Raw genomic sequence first — 15,694 nt, 5'->3', positions numbered from 1 at the left:
CCCCGGATGATTCGACGCATGACATTGGTCTCGGCCTGGTTGCGCATTCCGTTCTGGCAACGCGTGGTGGCCGGCTTCGTGCTCGGCGCGCTGGCCGGCTGGGCCATGGGCCCGGCGGCCGATGTGTGGTTCGGCCCACTCGGCGATCTGTACGTCACCCTGATCAAGATGATCGCGATCCCGCTGGTGTTCTTTGCGGTGATCAATGCGATCTCCTCGCTGCACGGGCAAAAATCCGTCGCCGCGCTCGGTGGGCGCACCTTCCTGTGGTTCGTCATCACCGCCGCGCTGGCGGTGGGCGTAGGCCTGGCGGTGGGCACCTTGATGCAACCCGGCGCCGGGCATTTCAGCCTGAGCGTGGATTCGGCCTGGAAACCGCGCGATGTGCCCAGCCCGATCAAGGTGCTGCTGGACGTGGTGCCCTCCAATCCGTTCTACGCACTGACCGGTATCGGCACCAAGACCAATGCGGCCGGCGAAACGGTGCTGGCTGCCGGGCGCGGATCGATCCTGCCGGTGATCTTCTTCGCCGCGCTGCTGGGCTTTGCGATGGTCAAGCTCGGCGAGCGCGTGGCCGAAGCACGCAAGCTCACCGCGCAGTTGAGCGACATCATGATCCAGGTCACCCGCTTCGTGCTGGAGATGACCCCGCTCGGCACCTTCGGGCTGATCGCCAGCCTGGTCGGCAGCTATGGTTTCGAGAAGCTGCTGCCGTTCGGCAACTTCGTGCTGGCGCTGTATGTGGCCTGCACGATCCATATCGTGGTGGTCTACAGCAGCCTGTTGTTGCTGCATGGATTGAATCCGTGGAAGTTCTTCCGCGGCGCGGCGCCGGGTATGCAGGTGGCCTTCGTCAGTTCATCGAGCTTTGCCGCGATGCCGGTGGCGATGCGTTCGATCACGCATAACCTGGGCGTCAGCAAGGACTACGCCGCGTTTGCGGTGCCGCTGGGTGCCAGCATCAAGATGGATGGCTGCGGTGCGATCTTCCCGGCCCTGTGCGCGGTGTTCATCGCCCAATACACCGGCGTACCGCTGACCGCCAACCAGTACTTCGTGGTGTTGATCGCCTCGGTGCTGGGTAGTTTCGGCACGGCCGGCGTGCCCGGCACTGCGGTGATCATGGCCACGGTGGTGCTGAGTGCGGCCAACCTGCCGCTGGAAGTGATCGGTTATCTGTATGCGATCGACCGCATCCTCGACATGATGCGCACCATGACCAACGTGACCGGGCAGATGCTGGTGCCGGTGCTGGTGGCCAAGGAAACCGGCCTGCTCGACAAGGCGGTCTACGAGTCGGCATCGACCAATGTGGGGCTGGAAGATCCGCTGACCGATCGCGCGCCGACGCAGCGCTGACCGCCACCGATGCGCGTTGGATTTCCAACGCTGTGCAATCGCCTGCAGTAGCTGCCTGAGTTGCACAGCGTCGAGGGCATGTTGGTGCGGCGGTCGTTGGCCGACGACCCGTTCGAGCAGACCGCTCTGCGGTGCAGCGACTGGTCGACCAGCAACGCCGGGAGCGCGCCTGCGGCGGATGCTGAAGTGCGGCAACCGCACTTTCCCATGTTGTGTCTACGCAGGCGGGAAACCCTGGAGGCGCCAGGTCCCCGCTTGACGCATCGGCGCTGATGGACGATGCGCCAAGGCATTGCCGTTGTGCGCACTGGTAGTCCACCCGCATGGCACACTGCCCGCCCATCTATTGACGAGGGCGGGCGGTGATTGGCAAACAGCGTGATCTGACGTTTCGTTTTCTGGCCGAGCCCAGCGACGTCAACTTCGGCGGCAAGGTGCACGGCGGGGTAGTGATGAAGTGGATCGATCAGGTCGGCTTTGCCGCGGCAAGCGGCTGGAGCGGGCATTACTGCGTCACCGTGGCGGTGGGCGGCATTCGCTTCGTGGCGCCGGTACGGATCGGCGATCTGGTCGCAGTGTCCGCCAAGCTGGTCTATACCGGCCGCACCAGCATGCACTTTGCCATCGATGTGCGGGCGCGCAGCCCGATGGGCGGCGACTCGCGGTTATGCACGCATTGCATCATCGTGTTCGTGGCGATGGACCCGGACGGCATCACCCCGGTGGCAGTGCCCTCCTGGCAGCCGGACACGCCGGAAGACCAGCGCCTGGCCGAATACGCGCTCAAGGTGATGGAACTGAGCAAGGGCATCGAGGACACCATGGCGCATTACCAGGCCGCTGCTGCACGCTGACCGTGGGGCAACGCGCGCGGCATGCGTACGCGATCCAGAGGCGTGCGCGGCGGCGGCAGGGAGCTTCGGCGCAAAGACTGCCCACAACGCAAAAGGCCGCGGAATCTCCGCGGCCTTTCTGTCATGCAGTGGGTCAGATGCTCAGGTCAAAGCACCCGACGCGCCTGGATGAACTTCTCGCTCCAGTAGCCGCTGGCCAGCGAATCCACCCGCACGTCCTTGCCGCGGCTGGGAGCGTGCAGGAACTTGCCATCGCCGACTACCAGACCCACATGGTCGATGCGGCCACGCCTGCCGAAGAACACCAGGTCGCCTGCCTTGAGCGCGTTGGGGTCCTTGATCAGTTCTGCAGACTCGTCGCGTGCGATGTCGCGCGACACACGCGGCAGGTCGATGCCCAGGGCGGTCTTGAACACATAGCCGACCAGGCCGCTGCAGTCGAAACCTTCGGTGGACTCGCCGCCCCAGACGTACGGGGTGCCGAGCAGGGCCATGGCGCGTTGCAGGATCACCTGGACACGGCTGTCGGCGACGGCGTTCTGGGCAGCGTTGGCCGCGCTCTGGGAAACGTCGTAATTGGCCAGCAGGCGGCTGAGGTCACCGGCGAACATTGCCGAGCGGTCCATCAGCGGAATGGCGTCGTTGGCGGCCAGGTGCGGAAGCAGGGCGGCCAGTGTTGCGGTGGCAGCGGCGTCGGCGCGGCTGCGGGTTGCGGCTTTCTCGGCGGCGACGGCGCTGTCTGGCGTGGTCGTCTGCGGAGCGGATGGCGTGCCGTTGGCGGTCTGGGCCAGGGCGGGTAAGGCTGCGAGCCAAAGGGCAGTGGCGCATAGCAGGCGGAGCGGTTTCCGGGGCGGAAGCGGTGCGGCGCCAGTGTTGATCTGTTCGTCGTTCGTCACGCGGGAATCACAATTCTGCTGTCGATGCGGGATGATGCCCTGGTGAAAGAATCGTTACGTTCAAAAAAGGTTAAATTTCCGTTTTATGAAACGTGACGTGTATCGCATATCAGGGCAAAACCCGCTTTGAGCCTGAATAATGGTCGCGCCAGTAGGCGCCGTCCAGGAAATCCAACCGGACGGTACCGCCGGTGTTGGGCGCATGCACGAAGCGGCCCTCACCGACATAAATGCCGACATGGGTCACGTTGCCGCTGGAGCCGAAGAACACCAGATCGCCAGTGGTCAACGTCTCCGGCGGGATGCGCGGGCCCTGCACCGCGGCCAGTTCACGCGAGGTGCGTGGCAGCGCCAGCGCCAGCACATCCTTGTAGACATAGGTGACCAGCCCGCTGCAGTCGAAGCCGGTCTCCGGTGTGTTGCCGCCGAAGCGGTACGGCGTGCCGACCAAGCCCAGCGCTCGCATCAGGATATTGTTGGCGGCGGCCGGGTTGGACGGCGGCACCTGCGGCCAGACGCGCGGTGCCGGTGGCGGGGCAGCTGCCGGTCGACGGACCGGCGCCTGTGCGCAACCGCCCAGCAGCACGACCAGTCCCAGCAACGAACTGGCCGCGGCGCGGCGGGCGCTGACGGCGAAAACTGGCGTGATATGCATGGAGCCGGGATAATGGGCGGTTCGAAAGGTCGCCATGATGGCGGCGCACCCGGCGGCCGACAAGCCGTCCTCCACCGTCTGCCACCGGGCAGCCTATTCAGAGCCAGGCATGAAGATCGAAAAAGACAGCGTCGTCCGCTTCCACTACACCGTTTCCGAGCTCGGCCAGGAACCGATCGAGAGCTCCAAGGAGCGTGACCCGTTGGCGATCATGATCGGCCACGGCAACATCATTCCGGGCCTGGAAGCGGCCATGATGGACAAGCAGGCCGGCGACAGCTTCGGTGTGGACGTCAAGGCCACTGAAGCGTACGGCGAATATCGCGAAGGCCTGAGCCAGCGCGTGCCCAAGAAGCACTTCGGTGCCACCAAGCTGGTACCGGGCACCCAGGTGGTGCTGCAGACCAACTTCGGCCCGCGCGCAGTGACGGTGCAGAAGGTCGGCATGAGCGTGGTCGACGTCGATCTCAACCACCCGATGGCCGGTAAGGACCTGCATTTCGATGTGGAGATCATCGAGGTGCGTGAAGCCACCCAGGAAGAGCGCGACCATGGACATGTGCATGGCGAAGGCGGCCATCACCACTGAGCGCAGCCGTCGCGCTGTCGGTGTGGTGTGCAGACCGATGCAGGTAATCTGCAAGATGGGCATGCACCGCGCGGTGATGCCGGGTTGCAGGTGCCGATCGTGCCGGTCTGACCAGCGTTCGCCGGATGCGTTTCTGCGGCCCGCCATCCCGGCGGGCCGTTTGCATGTTGCCCGCCGCGATTGCCGCGCCGCGCTGTCCGGACCGAGATGACCCCGCGCGATCCTTTGCTGCCCATTGCAATGAGCGAGCGCATCGCGGTGCTGGATGTGCTGCGCGGTTTTGCGCTGCTGGGCATCCTCCTGATGAACATCGAAGCCTTCGTCGGTCCGCTCGATCTGGCGATCACCGGCGTCGAGCCGCATTGGCACGGTGCCGACCGGGTCGCCGATGCGCTGGTGTACCTGTTGGTGCAGGGCAAGTTCTACACGCTGTTCTCGTTGCTGTTCGGCATGGGGTTTGCGGTGATGGCGCAGCGCGCCGCGCAGGCCGGGCGCGGGTTTTTCGGCATCTATCTGCGTCGCACCGTCGGGCTGCTGGCGATCGGGCTGGCACATGCGCTGCTGCTGTGGTCTGGCGATATTCTGGTGACCTACGCGTTGCTGGCCTTGTTGCTGCTCGCTACACGCTCGGTGCCGACGGTGACGCTGCCGTGGCTTGCCGCGCTGGTCTACTGTTGCGCGCCCGCGTTGATGCTGCTGTATGGCGTCGCTGGCACCTTGATGCAGCTCGATCCGGCGGCTGCCGTGGAATGGAAGGCCGCGATGGCCGATGCGGCGCAACAGGCGGCAGCGAACGTGCAGGCACAGCGCGCCGCCTTCGGCAGCGGCAGCTATGCGCAAGCGACGCTTCAGCGCTGGCACGACCTGCGGCAGGCGATGACCGGGCTGAGCATCAATGGCCCGGCGATGCTCGGCATGTTCCTGCTGGGCAGCTGGTTTGTGCGCAGTGGCGCGATCGCCGCGCCCGAGCGCTTCCCGCGCCTGTTTCGGGCCCTGCGCTACGGCGTGCTGCCGCTCGGGCTGGGCGTGATGGGGGTGAGTTACGCGCTGGAGCCGTGGATCGATCCGGCGCGCCTGGATCTGCGTTTGTCGGGTGCATTCGCGTTGTCACTGATTGCCGGCCCGCTGATGAGCCTGGGCTATGCGGCGTGGGTGGTGCGCCTGGCACCGCGCCTGGCATGGCTTGCGCCTGCCGGACGCATGGCGCTGACCAACTACCTGATGCAGTCGTTGCTGTGCACGTGGATCTTCTATGGTTACGGGCTGGGCTACTTCGAGCAACTGCCGCGCGTATGGCAGCTGCCGTTCGCGCTGGCGCTGTTTGCGCTGCAGGTGGTGCTGAGCCGGTTGTGGCTGCGCTTGTTCCGCTTCGGGCCGATGGAATGGCTATGGCGCAGCGTGACCTATCTGCGCGTGCCGCCGATGCGTCGCAGCAGCGGGCAAGTGGGGTAGTGCGCGCACGAGTGCCCGGTGGCGGTCATCGCACCGGTCCGTGGTCGCCACTACAGGCGCCGCCGCCGGGGGGTGTTTGCCGGTGCAAGCCGGCAAGGGCTGTTCGCTCACACTGGAGCGCGCGGCCGACCATCTGCATGCGCCGGCTGCTCCTGCCGTGATCGAGCGCTGGGATGGATGGCGGCCGACGAACTGGGACAAGGTGCCGGTGCTGGCCGCGGGCAGGGCCGTCCTCACGTCTGGCTCGCAGCCGGACATGGCATGCTCGCCATCAGCATGAGCACCACAAGCGAACAACTGATGGCCGACCTGATCACGGGCCGCGCACCTGCGCTGGACCTGCATCCTTACCGGGCGGAGCAATTCGCATGAGTGTCCGTTACGACTACGACGTGGTGATACTGGGAGGCGGCTCCGGTGGATTGGCAGCGGCCTTTCGCGCGGCCAAGCACGGCGCACGCGTGGCGATGATGGAACCGAATGCGTTGGGCGGCACCTGCGTCAATCTCGGCTGTGTACCCAAGAAGGCGATGTGGCTGGCGGCCGATCTGGCCGGCAAGATCGCGCTTGCCGGGGCGCTGGGTTTCGATGTGCCGCGACCGACATTGGCATGGCAGGAACTGGTCACGCACCGGCAGGGCTACATCGGCAACATCCACGCAAGTTATCGGCGTCGCCTCAACGAAGATGGCGTGGTGATGATCCCGCAGCGCGGTGTGCTGCAGGATCGCCATACCATCATGGGCGGCGATGGCGTGCCGGTCACCGCCGAGCACATCGTGATCGCAACCGGTGCGCACCCGTTGCGCCCCGACGTGCAGGGTGCCGAACACGGTGAAGTGTCCGACGATTTCTTCAATCTCTGTCATGCGCCCGAGCAGGTGGCCATCGTCGGCGGCGGCTATATCGCGGTGGAAATCGCCGGCTTGCTGCAGGCGCTGGGCAGTCGCGTGCATTTGTTCGTCCAGGGCGAGCGGCTGCTGGAGCGCTTCGACGCCGAGCTGACCCTGCAACTGGCCGACAACCTGCGGCATCTGGGCGTGCGCCTGCATTTCGGTTTCTCGACCACCGCTCTGGAACGCGATGCGGACGCCAAGTTGCATGTGCATGGCCATCCCGCACACACCAGCGAGCAGGGCAACGACGTGTTCGACAAGGTGTTTTTCGCCACCGGCCGACGCGCCAATACGGCGGGGCTGGGTCTGGAAGAGGCCGGGGTGCGCCTGGGCGAAAAAGGCGAGGTGGTGGTGGACGATGGCCAGACCACCAGCGTGCCCAACATCCATGCCATCGGCGATGTCGGCGGCAAGGTCGGACTGACGCCGGTGGCGATCACGGCAGGACGCAAGCTGATGGATCGCCTGTTCGGCAAGCAACCGGATGCGCGCGTGGACTACGAGGGCGTGCCGAGCGTGGTGTTCTCGCATCCGCCGCTCGGGCAGGTCGGCCTGACCGAGGAGCAGGCGCGCGCGCGGCATGGCAGCGCGGTACGCATCTATCGCAGCAACTTCCGCCCGATGTTGCACGCGCTGGCCGACGCGCCGCAGCGCAGCCTGTTCAAGCTGGTGTGCGTGGGCGAAGAGGAGCGCGTGGTCGGCGTGCATCTGCTGGGCGAGAGCGCCGACGAAATGCTGCAGGGCTTTGCGGTGGCAGTGAAGATGGGCGCGACCAAGCGCGACTTCGACGAGACCGTGGCGATCCATCCGACCTCCTCGGAAGAGATCGTGTTGATGCATTGAGGTGCCAGTTGTGGCCGGGCGGGCGAGGCATCAGTCCCTGGCTTGATGCAGGGACCGACATCGGTCGGGAGTTCGACAACCTGCAGTCGGCGCGGGTGCTTCGGGGCGAACGCGTCGACGGCGCGCAGCCAGTGCCCCTTTCGCCCGAGCGAAGAGGGGTTTTTGATCCAGTAACTGGCATCCTTGCGTGATGTCCAAGCCCCGCAACCCGACGACGCGTCGACCTGCCGACCTGCCTGCGCATGCCGCATCAAGCGCTGAGGCGCTCTGCGGCGACCAGGCACGACTGCGCATTCTCGCCGCGATTCGCGCAATCCCTTCCGGGCAGGTTGCCGGTTATGGCGACGTCGCGCTGCGCGCCGGCCTGCCAGGGCGGGCGCGGCTGGTGGCCCGCGTGCTCAGCGGCAATGACGATCCGCAGCTGCCCTGGCACCGGGTGCTGCGCAGCGACGGCCGGATCGCGTTGCCGGAAGGCTCGTCCGGCTACCGTGAGCAATGTCGGCGACTGCGCGCCGAAGGCGTGGCGGTCGAGCAGGGCCGGGTGCGTCGTGCCAGTGCCGCACAGCGTCTGGACGCGGCCGTGTGGGGACCTTCATAAGCCTGCCGTTATGATGGTTGGCATTCCGAAGGATGCCGTCATGCCCCAACTGCCGCCCGTCACCAAAGCGTTGTTGATCGCCAATATTGGCTTGTTCCTGCTGCAGTGGGCGTTGGGCGATCTGGGCGCTGGCGTGCTGCCCTCCGATGCGGCGCTGTCGTCGTTGATGTTGTGGCCGATTTCCAACGGCTTCGATGCCTTCTCGCCCGGTGCCAGCTTCATGCCGTGGCAGCTACTGACCTACGCGTTCCTGCATGGCGGCTTCAATCATCTGTTCTTCAACATGCTGGCGCTTTTCATGTTCGGCGCGGCGCTGGAACAGACCTGGGGCCAGAAGCGCTTTCTGACCTATTACCTGGTGTGCGTGGCCGGCGCCGGCGTGTGCCAGCTGCTGCTGGCTTGGTTCACCCAGGGCGGGGCGCCGGTGGTGGGGGCGTCGGGCGGGGTGTTCGGCTTGTTGCTGGCCTACGGCATGCTGTTCCCCAATCAGCGGGTGATGCTGCTGTTTCCGCCGATCCCGATGAAGGCGCGTACCTTCGTGATCGTGTTCGGTGCAATCGAACTATTCCTGGGTGCAACCGGCTGGCAGCCGGGCGTGGCCCACTTCGCGCATCTGGGCGGCATGCTGTTCGGCTGGCTGATGATCCGTTACTGGCGCGGGCAGTCGCCGTTTGGCGGCAGTGGCGGCAAGAAGGGCGGTGGCAAGGGGCGCAAGCCGCCGCTGCGCGTGGTGCGTTGAGATAGTCGTGGCGTGGCAGATCCACGCTGATCCGTAGGAGCGGCCCTGGCCGCGATGGGCGTTACCGGTAGGTCTTCATCGCGGCCGGTGCCGATCCTGCCAAGCGTGCGTTGTCATGGATGGAATGCCAGGCACAAAAAAAGAGCGCGGAGTCCGCGCTCTTTTTTCATTTCCAGCCACTGCATGTCGATTGCCAGTGACTTCCTGGCGCTTGAATCAGCGCCAGATCTTCAACTGCTCGGCATCCACGCGCTGCATCGGCTGGCCGGCCTTGCAGCTGAACGCCGCACCGAATTCCGGCAGGTTGGACAGCGGGCCGTTGGTGCGCCACTGGCCCGGCGCCCGGATGTCGGCGCTGGCGCGCTGCACCGCTTCGTTCGGCGACAGCTGCTGGGCCCACAAGCCGGCCCAGGCAGTGAAGAATGCCTGCTTGTCGGCCTCGGTGGCCGCTGGCTGTGCCTTGCTGAAGGCCTGCCAGGCCAGTTCGATGCCGGCCAGGTCGGCCAGGTTTTCTTCGGCGGTCTGTGCACCGTTGACCTTGACGTTGGGCACGCCCGGGTAGGCGTAGGCACCAAACTGGCTGGCCACCTTGCCGGCCAGCAGGGTCCAGCTGGTCTTCTCGGCCGGCGTCCACCAGCTGCGCAACTCGCCCTTGGCATCCACCAGCGAGCCCTTGGCGTCGATGGCACGGGTGATTTCGTGGGCAACCAGCGCGCCGTAAGCGCCGTACTGCGCGGCCGGCGTGCTGCCCGCAGTGAGCACCGGCGGCTGCAGCACGGCAGCGGTGATGATCAGGCGGTTCTGTGCGATGTCGTAGGCCACTGCCGGCTGCTGCGGCAGCACGTCCCAGCGGCGGTCGGCGTTGCCCTTGCCAATGCGCTTCATCTCCTCGCGGTGACGCCAGGTCGAAGCGATCAGCATGTTGCCACCGAAGCTGCCGCGGCCCATCGGCTGCACGGTGTAATCCAGATCGCGACGCGGCGCGCCGACCTCGATCTTCATCGCCGACAGCTTGGACTTGGCTTCGGCGATCACTTCACCGTTGCCCCAGCCGGTACGCTCCAGCGCGGCCAGCTGCGCGTCGCGTACCTGGTCGGCGATGGCCTCGGCCTGGCGGCGCGTGTCACTGCTCAGGTAGCGCGCCACGTATTCGCGGCCGAGCATCGGGCCGGCAGCGATATTGATCGCGTCCAGCACCTGCTGCCAGCGCTGCGGCGGCAGGGCATCGCCACGCAGCAGACGGCCGCGGAACTGGTATTCGGCATCGTGGAAGCTCTTGGACAGGTACGGCGCCATCGCATCGCCCACGCGCCAGCGCAGATAGGCCTTCCACTGTTCCGGCTTGATGCTGACGATCATGCTGTCGAGCTGCTTGAACATGGCCGGGTCTGCCATCGACACCAGGTCGTCCTTGACGCCCTGCGCTTCCAGGAAGTCGGCCAGACGCAGATTCTTGTACTGCTTTGTCAGGTCCTTGATGGCGATCGGTGCGTAGTTGTTGAACGGGTTGTTGATGCCCTGCACCGACTGCGCGCTGCGCGCCAGCGCGGTCTCGATCTGCAGCACCGAGGCGGCATCGGCGTCGAGCTTGTCGGCCGGGGTGCCGGTCAGCGCCAGGATCTGCTTGACGTAGGCGCGGTAGCGGCCCATCAGCGCCTGGGTGTCGGCGTCGGTGCGGGTGTAGAACGCCGGGTCCGGCAGGCCCATGCCGCCCTGCATGAAATAGCCGATATGGCGATCGAGCGCCTTCAGGTCCACATCTGGGCCGAAATTGAAACCGACCGGAATGCCGACCTGATGCAATGCTGCGATGGAAGCGGGCACATCCTTGGCCTTCTTGATCGCGTCGATGCGCGACAGCAAGGGGGCGATGGGGTTGGAGCCATCCTTTTCGACCGACGCTTCGTCCAGGCCGCTGGCCCAGAAGTCGCCAAGCAGTTTCTGCACATTGCCCTGCGGCGCTTTCATCGATGCATCCAGCAACTCGCGTTGCTGCTGCAGCGCGCGCTCGGACAGCTGGCCCAGCGCGGTGACGGCACCGGCCTGCGGCACCGGGTTGGCCTTGAGCCAGCCGGCATTGGCGTAATCGTAGAAGTCGGTGCAGGCCGCCGATACGGCCGGGGCCTTGGGGGCGGCCTTCTTCTTGCGAGCGGCGTCGGCGTCGGGGGCGGACAGCAGCGTGATCAGGCTGAAGCCAAGAGCGAGGGCAAGCGGACGAATGGTGGGCATCGAGAAGAAAGGTGGCCAGATTGAAGTCGGCGGAGTTTAGCAAGGCTGCGCCTCGTGCAGGCGGGCGCGAGCCGCCGTTGGTTCCCGGTGCCGGCCGCTTGCATGAACGCATCAGGCCCGCGCGTGCGCGCCAGCGTGTGGTGCCATCGAGCTGGAAGCGCTTGCAGCCGGTGACCTGCGCAGTGTGGATGCAGGCCAAGACGCGTGCGGTGCCGCGATGGCAACGTTTGAATGCTTGAAGCGATTGGCTGCAAGAAGCGACTGTCGCCGGCCAGCGTAATTCACCTGCCACGCAGCAAAAATCGAAAACAAAAAAAAACGGGCGACGATCTTTCGATCGCCGCCCGCGTGATTGATCGCGATTACGCAGTTACCAGATCACGACCTGCTGATCGCCCTGACGCACCATCGCATCGCCAGCCTTGCACGAGAACGCTGCGGCAAACGCCGGCATGTTCGACGGCGCACCGCTGGCGCGGAAGTTGGCCGGTGCATGCGGGTCGGTCTTCAGGCGCACCACCAGTTCTTCCGGAGTGAAGTTGCGGCGCCACACCGTGGCCCAGTTGAGGAAGAAGCGCTGGTCACGGGTGATGCCGTCGGTCTTGGGGTCGTCCTTGCCGGCGGTGGCGGTCTTCATCGCGTCATAGGCGGTGTTGAGGCCGCCCAGGTCGGCGATGTTCTCGCCCAGCGTGAGGTCGCCCTTGACCTTGTCGCCGGCCGGGGTGCGATAGCCATCGAACTGCGCGACCAGCTTGCCGGTGCGCGCCTTGAACGCGTCCAGATCCTTCTGCGTCCACCAACCCGGATCGGCGATGAAGTTGCCATCGGCACCGAAGCGGCTGCCCTGGTCGTCGTAGCCGTGGGTCATCTCATGCCCGATCACCGCACCGATGCCGCCGTAGTTCATTTCCTCCGGCGCATTCGGGTCGAAGAACGGCGGCTGCAGGATGGCGGCCGGGAACACGATCTCGTTCTGCAACGGGTTGTAGTAGGCGTTGACGGTCTGCGGGCTCATGCCCCATTCGGTCTTGTCCACCGGCTTGCCGATCTTGGACAGGTTCCATTTGTAGTTGTACTCGGACGCGGCCATCACGTTGCCCAGGTAGCTGTCGCGGCTGGTGCTCAAGCCGTTCCACTCGCGCCACTTTTCCGGGTAGCCGATCTTGGGCGTGAAGCTTTCCCACTTGGCGATCGCCTTGGTCTTGGTCTCCGGGCTCATCCAGTCCAGCTTTTCGATGCGGGCCTTCAGCGCGGTGCGCAGATTGGTCACCAGGGTTTCCATCTTGGCCTTGGAATCGGCCGGGAAGGCGACCTTGACGTACATCTGGCCCAGCGCTTCGCCGGTCTGGCCATTGATGGTCGCCAGCACACGCTTCCAGCGCGGCTTGATCTGCTTCTGCCCGCGCAGGGTCTGGTTGTAGAACGCGAAGTTCTCATCGACGAACGGCTGGCTGAGGAACGGCGAGGCGCCATCGACGGTATGGAAGCGCAGGTAGGCGCGCCAGTTCGCCGGATCGGTGTCGGCGATCATCTTGCTCACTTCCTGGTGGAAGGCCGGGATCGCCAGCGAGAACATCTCCGGCGTGGTCACGCCCTGCGACTTGAAGAACTCGGTCCACGACCAGTTGGGCGTCAGCTTGTCGGCATCGGCCGGCGAGATCGGGTTGTAGGCCAGCGAGGCATCGCGTGACATCTGGGTGCTGGTCTTGGAGACCTTGGCCAGACGGGTTTCGAACGTGACCACCTGCTTGGCCTGCGCGGCGGCATCGGCCGCGGTCACGCCCGACAGTTCCAGCACCTTGGCCACGTGCGCCTGGTAGGCCTCCAGCTTGGCCTTGTTGGCGGCGCTGGTGTAGTACTCCGGATCCGGCAGGCCCAGACCGCCCTGCATGGCATAGGCGATGTTCTGGCTGGACTTCTTGAAGTCCGCCTCGGCGCCGAAGCTGAAGAGCTCGTTGTTGCCTTTGGCCGCGCTGCTGCGCAGATAGTCGACCAGCTTGGTCTGGTCGCTGATGGCGTCGATCGCGGCCAGTTCGGGCTTCAGTGGCTCGATGCCCTGGGCATTGATCTTGGCCTCGTCCATGCCGGTGGACCAGAGGTCGCCGACGATCTTTTCCACGCCGGTGGCGCCGGTGTCGGCCGCCGCCTGTTCGACCAGTTGCTGCTGGATCGCATTGGAACGCTCGTCGAGCATCTCGAACGCGCCCCAGCTGGTGCGATCGCTCGGCACCGGGTTGGCGGCCAGGAACTTGGCGTTGGCGTACGCATTCAAATCCGTGCAGGCGTTGCCGTTGGTATCCAGGTCGGCGGCGGTGAACTGGTTCACGGCCGGCAGCTTGCTCTGGTCCAGGGTCAGCGCCTTGGAAGCCGCCGGAGTGGTTGCGGCGGTATTGGCCGCGGGCGCGGCCGGCGTGGCGTCTTCGGATTTCTTGCAGCCGCTCAGCGCGGCGGCCACGGCCAGGGACAGGGTCAACAAATGAGGTGTACGAATCACAAAGGGCTCCGGGAGCAGATGTGGGAAGCCCCGTCGCCGGGGCTGTGGCCGGCACTCTACGCCTGCCCAGCCGATAGGCATGGTGTCGAAGGTCATGGGTGCGGCGTGTGTAGGTGGGACGGCCCACGGTGTCCGGGTGCGTGGCAGTCCTGCGCAGGGCGCCAAGCGCAGTGGCAATCCGATGTTTGCGAGTCCTGCGCGCTGTGGCTTCGGATCCCGTTCTTGCTCTCCCGGCCTGACCGTCGATTTCGGTGGCCGGACAGCCATCTTGATGGCCGCGAAAGCCCAATGGTCCGGCTATGCAAGCACTGCTATATACAAGCGCATGCCTACCGCCTCCGAACCGTTGGATGCCCTGATCATCGGCGCTGGCCATAATGGCCTGGTCTGCGCCGCCTACCTGGCCAAAGCCGGCAAGCTGGTAGCGGTGCTGGAAGCGCGCGACGTCGTCGGCGGCGCAGCGGTCACCGAAGAATTCCATCCGGGGTTTCGCAACTCGGTGGCGGCGTACACGGTGTCGTTGCTGCAACCCAAGGTCATCGCCGATCTTGACCTGGAGCGACATGGCCTGCGCGTGGTGGCGCGCCGCATCAACAACTTTCTGCCATTGCCGACTGGCGAGTACCTGCTGGCCGGTGCGGGGCGCACGGCTATGGAAGTCGGCAAGTTCTCCGCGCGCGATGCCGCTGCATTGCCTGCCTATGAAGCGCGCCTGGAGCAACTGGCCGATGTCTTGCGTGCGCTGGCATTGCAGCCACCGCCGGGTGTCAGCGATGGTGGATGGCTGCGCGCGTTGCCGCAGCTATGGCCGCGGGCAAGCTGGGGCTGTAGCTGCAGGGACTACCGCTCGCGTTGCGGCAGGAGCTGCTCGACCTGTTCACGATTTCGGCCGCCGAGTAGCTGGATCGCTGGTTCGAAAGCTCCGATCAAGGCGCTATTCGACTTCGACGGGATCGTCGGCAATTACGCCAGCCCCTACACGCCGGGCACCGCCTACGTGTTGCTGCATCACGTGTTCGGGCAAAGCAATGGCGTCAAAGGCGCCTGGGAACACGCCATCGGCGGCATGGGCGCGATCACCCAGGCGATGGCCGCCAGTGCGCGCGACTCTGGCGTGACTATTCGCACCGGCTGCGCGATGGAGCGCGTGCTGGTGGAGCAGGGTCGTGCGGTCGGTGTCATCACCGTCCAAGGAGAGACGCTACGTGCGCGTGCAGTGGTGGCCAACGTCAATCCGAAGCTGCTGTATCAGCGTTTGATGCAGCCGGACGCTGTCCGCGCGGCGACACGAGAACGCATGGCGCATTACCGCTGCGGATCGGGCACGTTCCGCATGAATGTCGCGCTCTCACGGCTGCCGGATTTCACCGCCTTGCCGGGCACGGGCGATCATCTGACTGCCGGCATCATCCTGGCGCCGAGCCTGGATTACATGGATCGTGCCGGGCAGGACGCGCGCGCTTCGGGATGGTCATGCGAACCGGTGGTCGAGTTGCTGATTCCCAGCACGCTGGACGACACGCTGGCACAGCCCGGTCAATATGTGGCCAGCCTGTTTTGCCAGCACGTGGCACCACAGCTGCCGGATGGCCGGCATTGGGACGATCATCGTGAGCTCGCCGATCTGATGATCGCGACGGTCGAGCGCTACGCTCCCGGATTCGCGGCTTCGGTGCTAGGCCGGCAGATCCTCAGCCCGCTCGATCTGGAACGTATCTTCGGGTTGATCGGTGGCGACATTTTCCACGGCGCCCTCAGCCTCAATCAACTTTTCAGCGCACGCCCGATGCTGGGGCAGGGCGCATATCGCGACGCGATTGCCGGGCTGTATCTGTGTGGGTCCGGCACGCATCCGGGCGGCGGGGTGACCGGGGCGCCTGGGCATAATGCGGCGCGGATGATTTTGGGTGGTTGATATCTTCTTCAAGGCCCACTCTGCCCCCGCAAACAGATAAAGAGGCCCTGGAAAACCAAGGCCTTGGAGCAATGCACTACCTGACTGGCTGAACCTAGCAGGCTGCTGAAATACCAGTCGCGACGAAGCAATCATCGGCCAACGTGTGAGCCAGCAACTGCGATGCTGATCGCTT

General features: G+C 65.3%; 11 protein-coding genes and 2 pseudogenes. 9 read left to right on the top strand and 4 right to left on the bottom strand.

Annotated elements, in window-relative coordinates:
- The first annotated feature begins 18 nt into the window (after positions 1-18).
- Entirely contained in the window at positions 19-1,359 is a 1,341-nt protein-coding gene (locus XarjCFBP7645_RS00075; RefSeq protein WP_104535812.1) for a dicarboxylate/amino acid:cation symporter, read from the top strand.
- Between the two features lie 362 nt (positions 1,360-1,721).
- Entirely contained in the window at positions 1,722-2,213 is a 492-nt protein-coding gene (locus XarjCFBP7645_RS00065) for an acyl-CoA thioesterase (RefSeq protein WP_104535811.1), read from the top strand.
- Positions 2,214-2,359: 146 nt separating this feature from the next.
- Here XarjCFBP7645_RS00065 and XarjCFBP7645_RS00060 read toward each other — a convergent pair whose 3' ends face one another.
- Both XarjCFBP7645_RS00060 and XarjCFBP7645_RS00055 read right to left on the bottom strand, forming a co-directional pair.
- Entirely contained in the window at positions 2,360-3,109 is a 750-nt protein-coding gene (locus XarjCFBP7645_RS00060) for a C40 family peptidase (protein ID WP_104535810.1), read from the bottom strand.
- Positions 3,110-3,218: 109 nt separating this feature from the next.
- Positions 3,219-3,827: a C40 family peptidase gene (locus tag XarjCFBP7645_RS00055; protein ID WP_181126076.1), complete on the bottom strand. Its 609-nt coding sequence runs from the start codon at positions 3,825-3,827 to the stop codon at positions 3,219-3,221.
- A gap of 46 nt (positions 3,828-3,873) precedes the next feature.
- Between XarjCFBP7645_RS00055 and XarjCFBP7645_RS00050 the strand changes: the two genes are divergently transcribed.
- The 6 genes and pseudogenes from XarjCFBP7645_RS00050 to XarjCFBP7645_RS00025 all read left to right on the top strand — a co-directional run bounded on the left by XarjCFBP7645_RS00050 (position 3,874) and on the right by XarjCFBP7645_RS00025 (position 8,881).
- A complete protein-coding gene (locus tag XarjCFBP7645_RS00050) occupies positions 3,874-4,353 on the top strand; it encodes an FKBP-type peptidyl-prolyl cis-trans isomerase (protein WP_104535809.1) in 480 nt (159 codons plus the stop codon).
- A 207-nt stretch (positions 4,354-4,560) separates the two neighbouring features.
- On the top strand, positions 4,561-5,805 hold the full coding sequence (locus tag XarjCFBP7645_RS00045) for a DUF418 domain-containing protein (protein ID WP_104535808.1): 1,245 nt from the start codon (positions 4,561-4,563) through the stop codon (positions 5,803-5,805).
- Between the two features lie 32 nt (positions 5,806-5,837).
- A pseudogene (locus XarjCFBP7645_RS00040) lies at positions 5,838-6,177 on the top strand (amino acid dehydrogenase); the annotation flags it as partial.
- Entirely contained in the window at positions 6,174-7,544 is a 1,371-nt protein-coding gene (gorA, locus tag XarjCFBP7645_RS00035; protein ID WP_104535806.1) for a glutathione-disulfide reductase, read from the top strand. The pseudogene XarjCFBP7645_RS00040 and the gene gorA, both read left to right, overlap by 4 nt.
- A 190-nt stretch (positions 7,545-7,734) precedes the next feature.
- On the top strand, positions 7,735-8,142 hold the full coding sequence (locus XarjCFBP7645_RS00030; RefSeq protein ID WP_104535805.1) for an MGMT family protein: 408 nt from the start codon (positions 7,735-7,737) through the stop codon (positions 8,140-8,142).
- Positions 8,143-8,182: 40 nt separating this feature from the next.
- Positions 8,183-8,881: a rhomboid family intramembrane serine protease gene (locus XarjCFBP7645_RS00025; protein WP_104536683.1), complete on the top strand. Its 699-nt coding sequence runs from the start codon at positions 8,183-8,185 to the stop codon at positions 8,879-8,881.
- A gap of 216 nt (positions 8,882-9,097) precedes the next feature.
- Here the strand turns inward: XarjCFBP7645_RS00025 and XarjCFBP7645_RS00020 are convergent, their stop codons facing one another.
- A complete protein-coding gene (locus XarjCFBP7645_RS00020) occupies positions 9,098-11,110 on the bottom strand; it encodes a M13 family metallopeptidase (RefSeq protein WP_104535804.1) in 2,013 nt (670 codons plus the stop codon).
- A 370-nt stretch (positions 11,111-11,480) separates the two neighbouring features.
- Entirely contained in the window at positions 11,481-13,583 is a 2,103-nt protein-coding gene (locus XarjCFBP7645_RS00010; protein ID WP_181126074.1) for a M13 family metallopeptidase, read from the bottom strand.
- Between the two features lie 346 nt (positions 13,584-13,929).
- Between XarjCFBP7645_RS00010 and XarjCFBP7645_RS00005 the strand changes: the two are divergent.
- Positions 13,930-15,519 (top strand): annotated as a pseudogene (locus XarjCFBP7645_RS00005) (phytoene desaturase family protein).
- Positions 15,520-15,694 lie beyond the last annotated feature (175 nt).

Origin of the sequence: Xanthomonas arboricola (genome assembly GCF_002940665.1) — a bacterium.
Taxonomy (GTDB): Bacteria; Pseudomonadota; Gammaproteobacteria; order Xanthomonadales; family Xanthomonadaceae; genus Xanthomonas; species Xanthomonas arboricola_B.
The sequence above is the reverse complement of the archived record's forward strand: the minus strand, read 5'-3'. Positions and strand labels throughout refer to the sequence as shown.

Excerpts from the sequence above, each read along its gene's own strand:
- XarjCFBP7645_RS00075 (WP_104535812.1), top strand. The coding sequence starts at position 19 with ATGACATTGGTCTCGGCCTGGTTGCGCATTCCGTTCTGGCAACGCGTG.
- XarjCFBP7645_RS00050 (WP_104535809.1), top strand. The coding sequence starts at position 3,874 with ATGAAGATCGAAAAAGACAGCGTCGTCCGCTTCCACTACACCGTTTCC.
- XarjCFBP7645_RS00045 (WP_104535808.1), top strand. The coding sequence starts at position 4,561 with ATGACCCCGCGCGATCCTTTGCTGCCCATTGCAATGAGCGAGCGCATC.
- gorA (WP_104535806.1), top strand. The coding sequence starts at position 6,174 with ATGAGTGTCCGTTACGACTACGACGTGGTGATACTGGGAGGCGGCTCC.
- XarjCFBP7645_RS00030 (WP_104535805.1), top strand. The coding sequence starts at position 7,735 with ATGTCCAAGCCCCGCAACCCGACGACGCGTCGACCTGCCGACCTGCCT.
- XarjCFBP7645_RS00025 (WP_104536683.1), top strand. The coding sequence starts at position 8,183 with ATGCCCCAACTGCCGCCCGTCACCAAAGCGTTGTTGATCGCCAATATT.
- XarjCFBP7645_RS00020 (WP_104535804.1), bottom strand. The coding sequence starts at position 11,110 with ATGCCCACCATTCGTCCGCTTGCCCTCGCTCTTGGCTTCAGCCTGATC.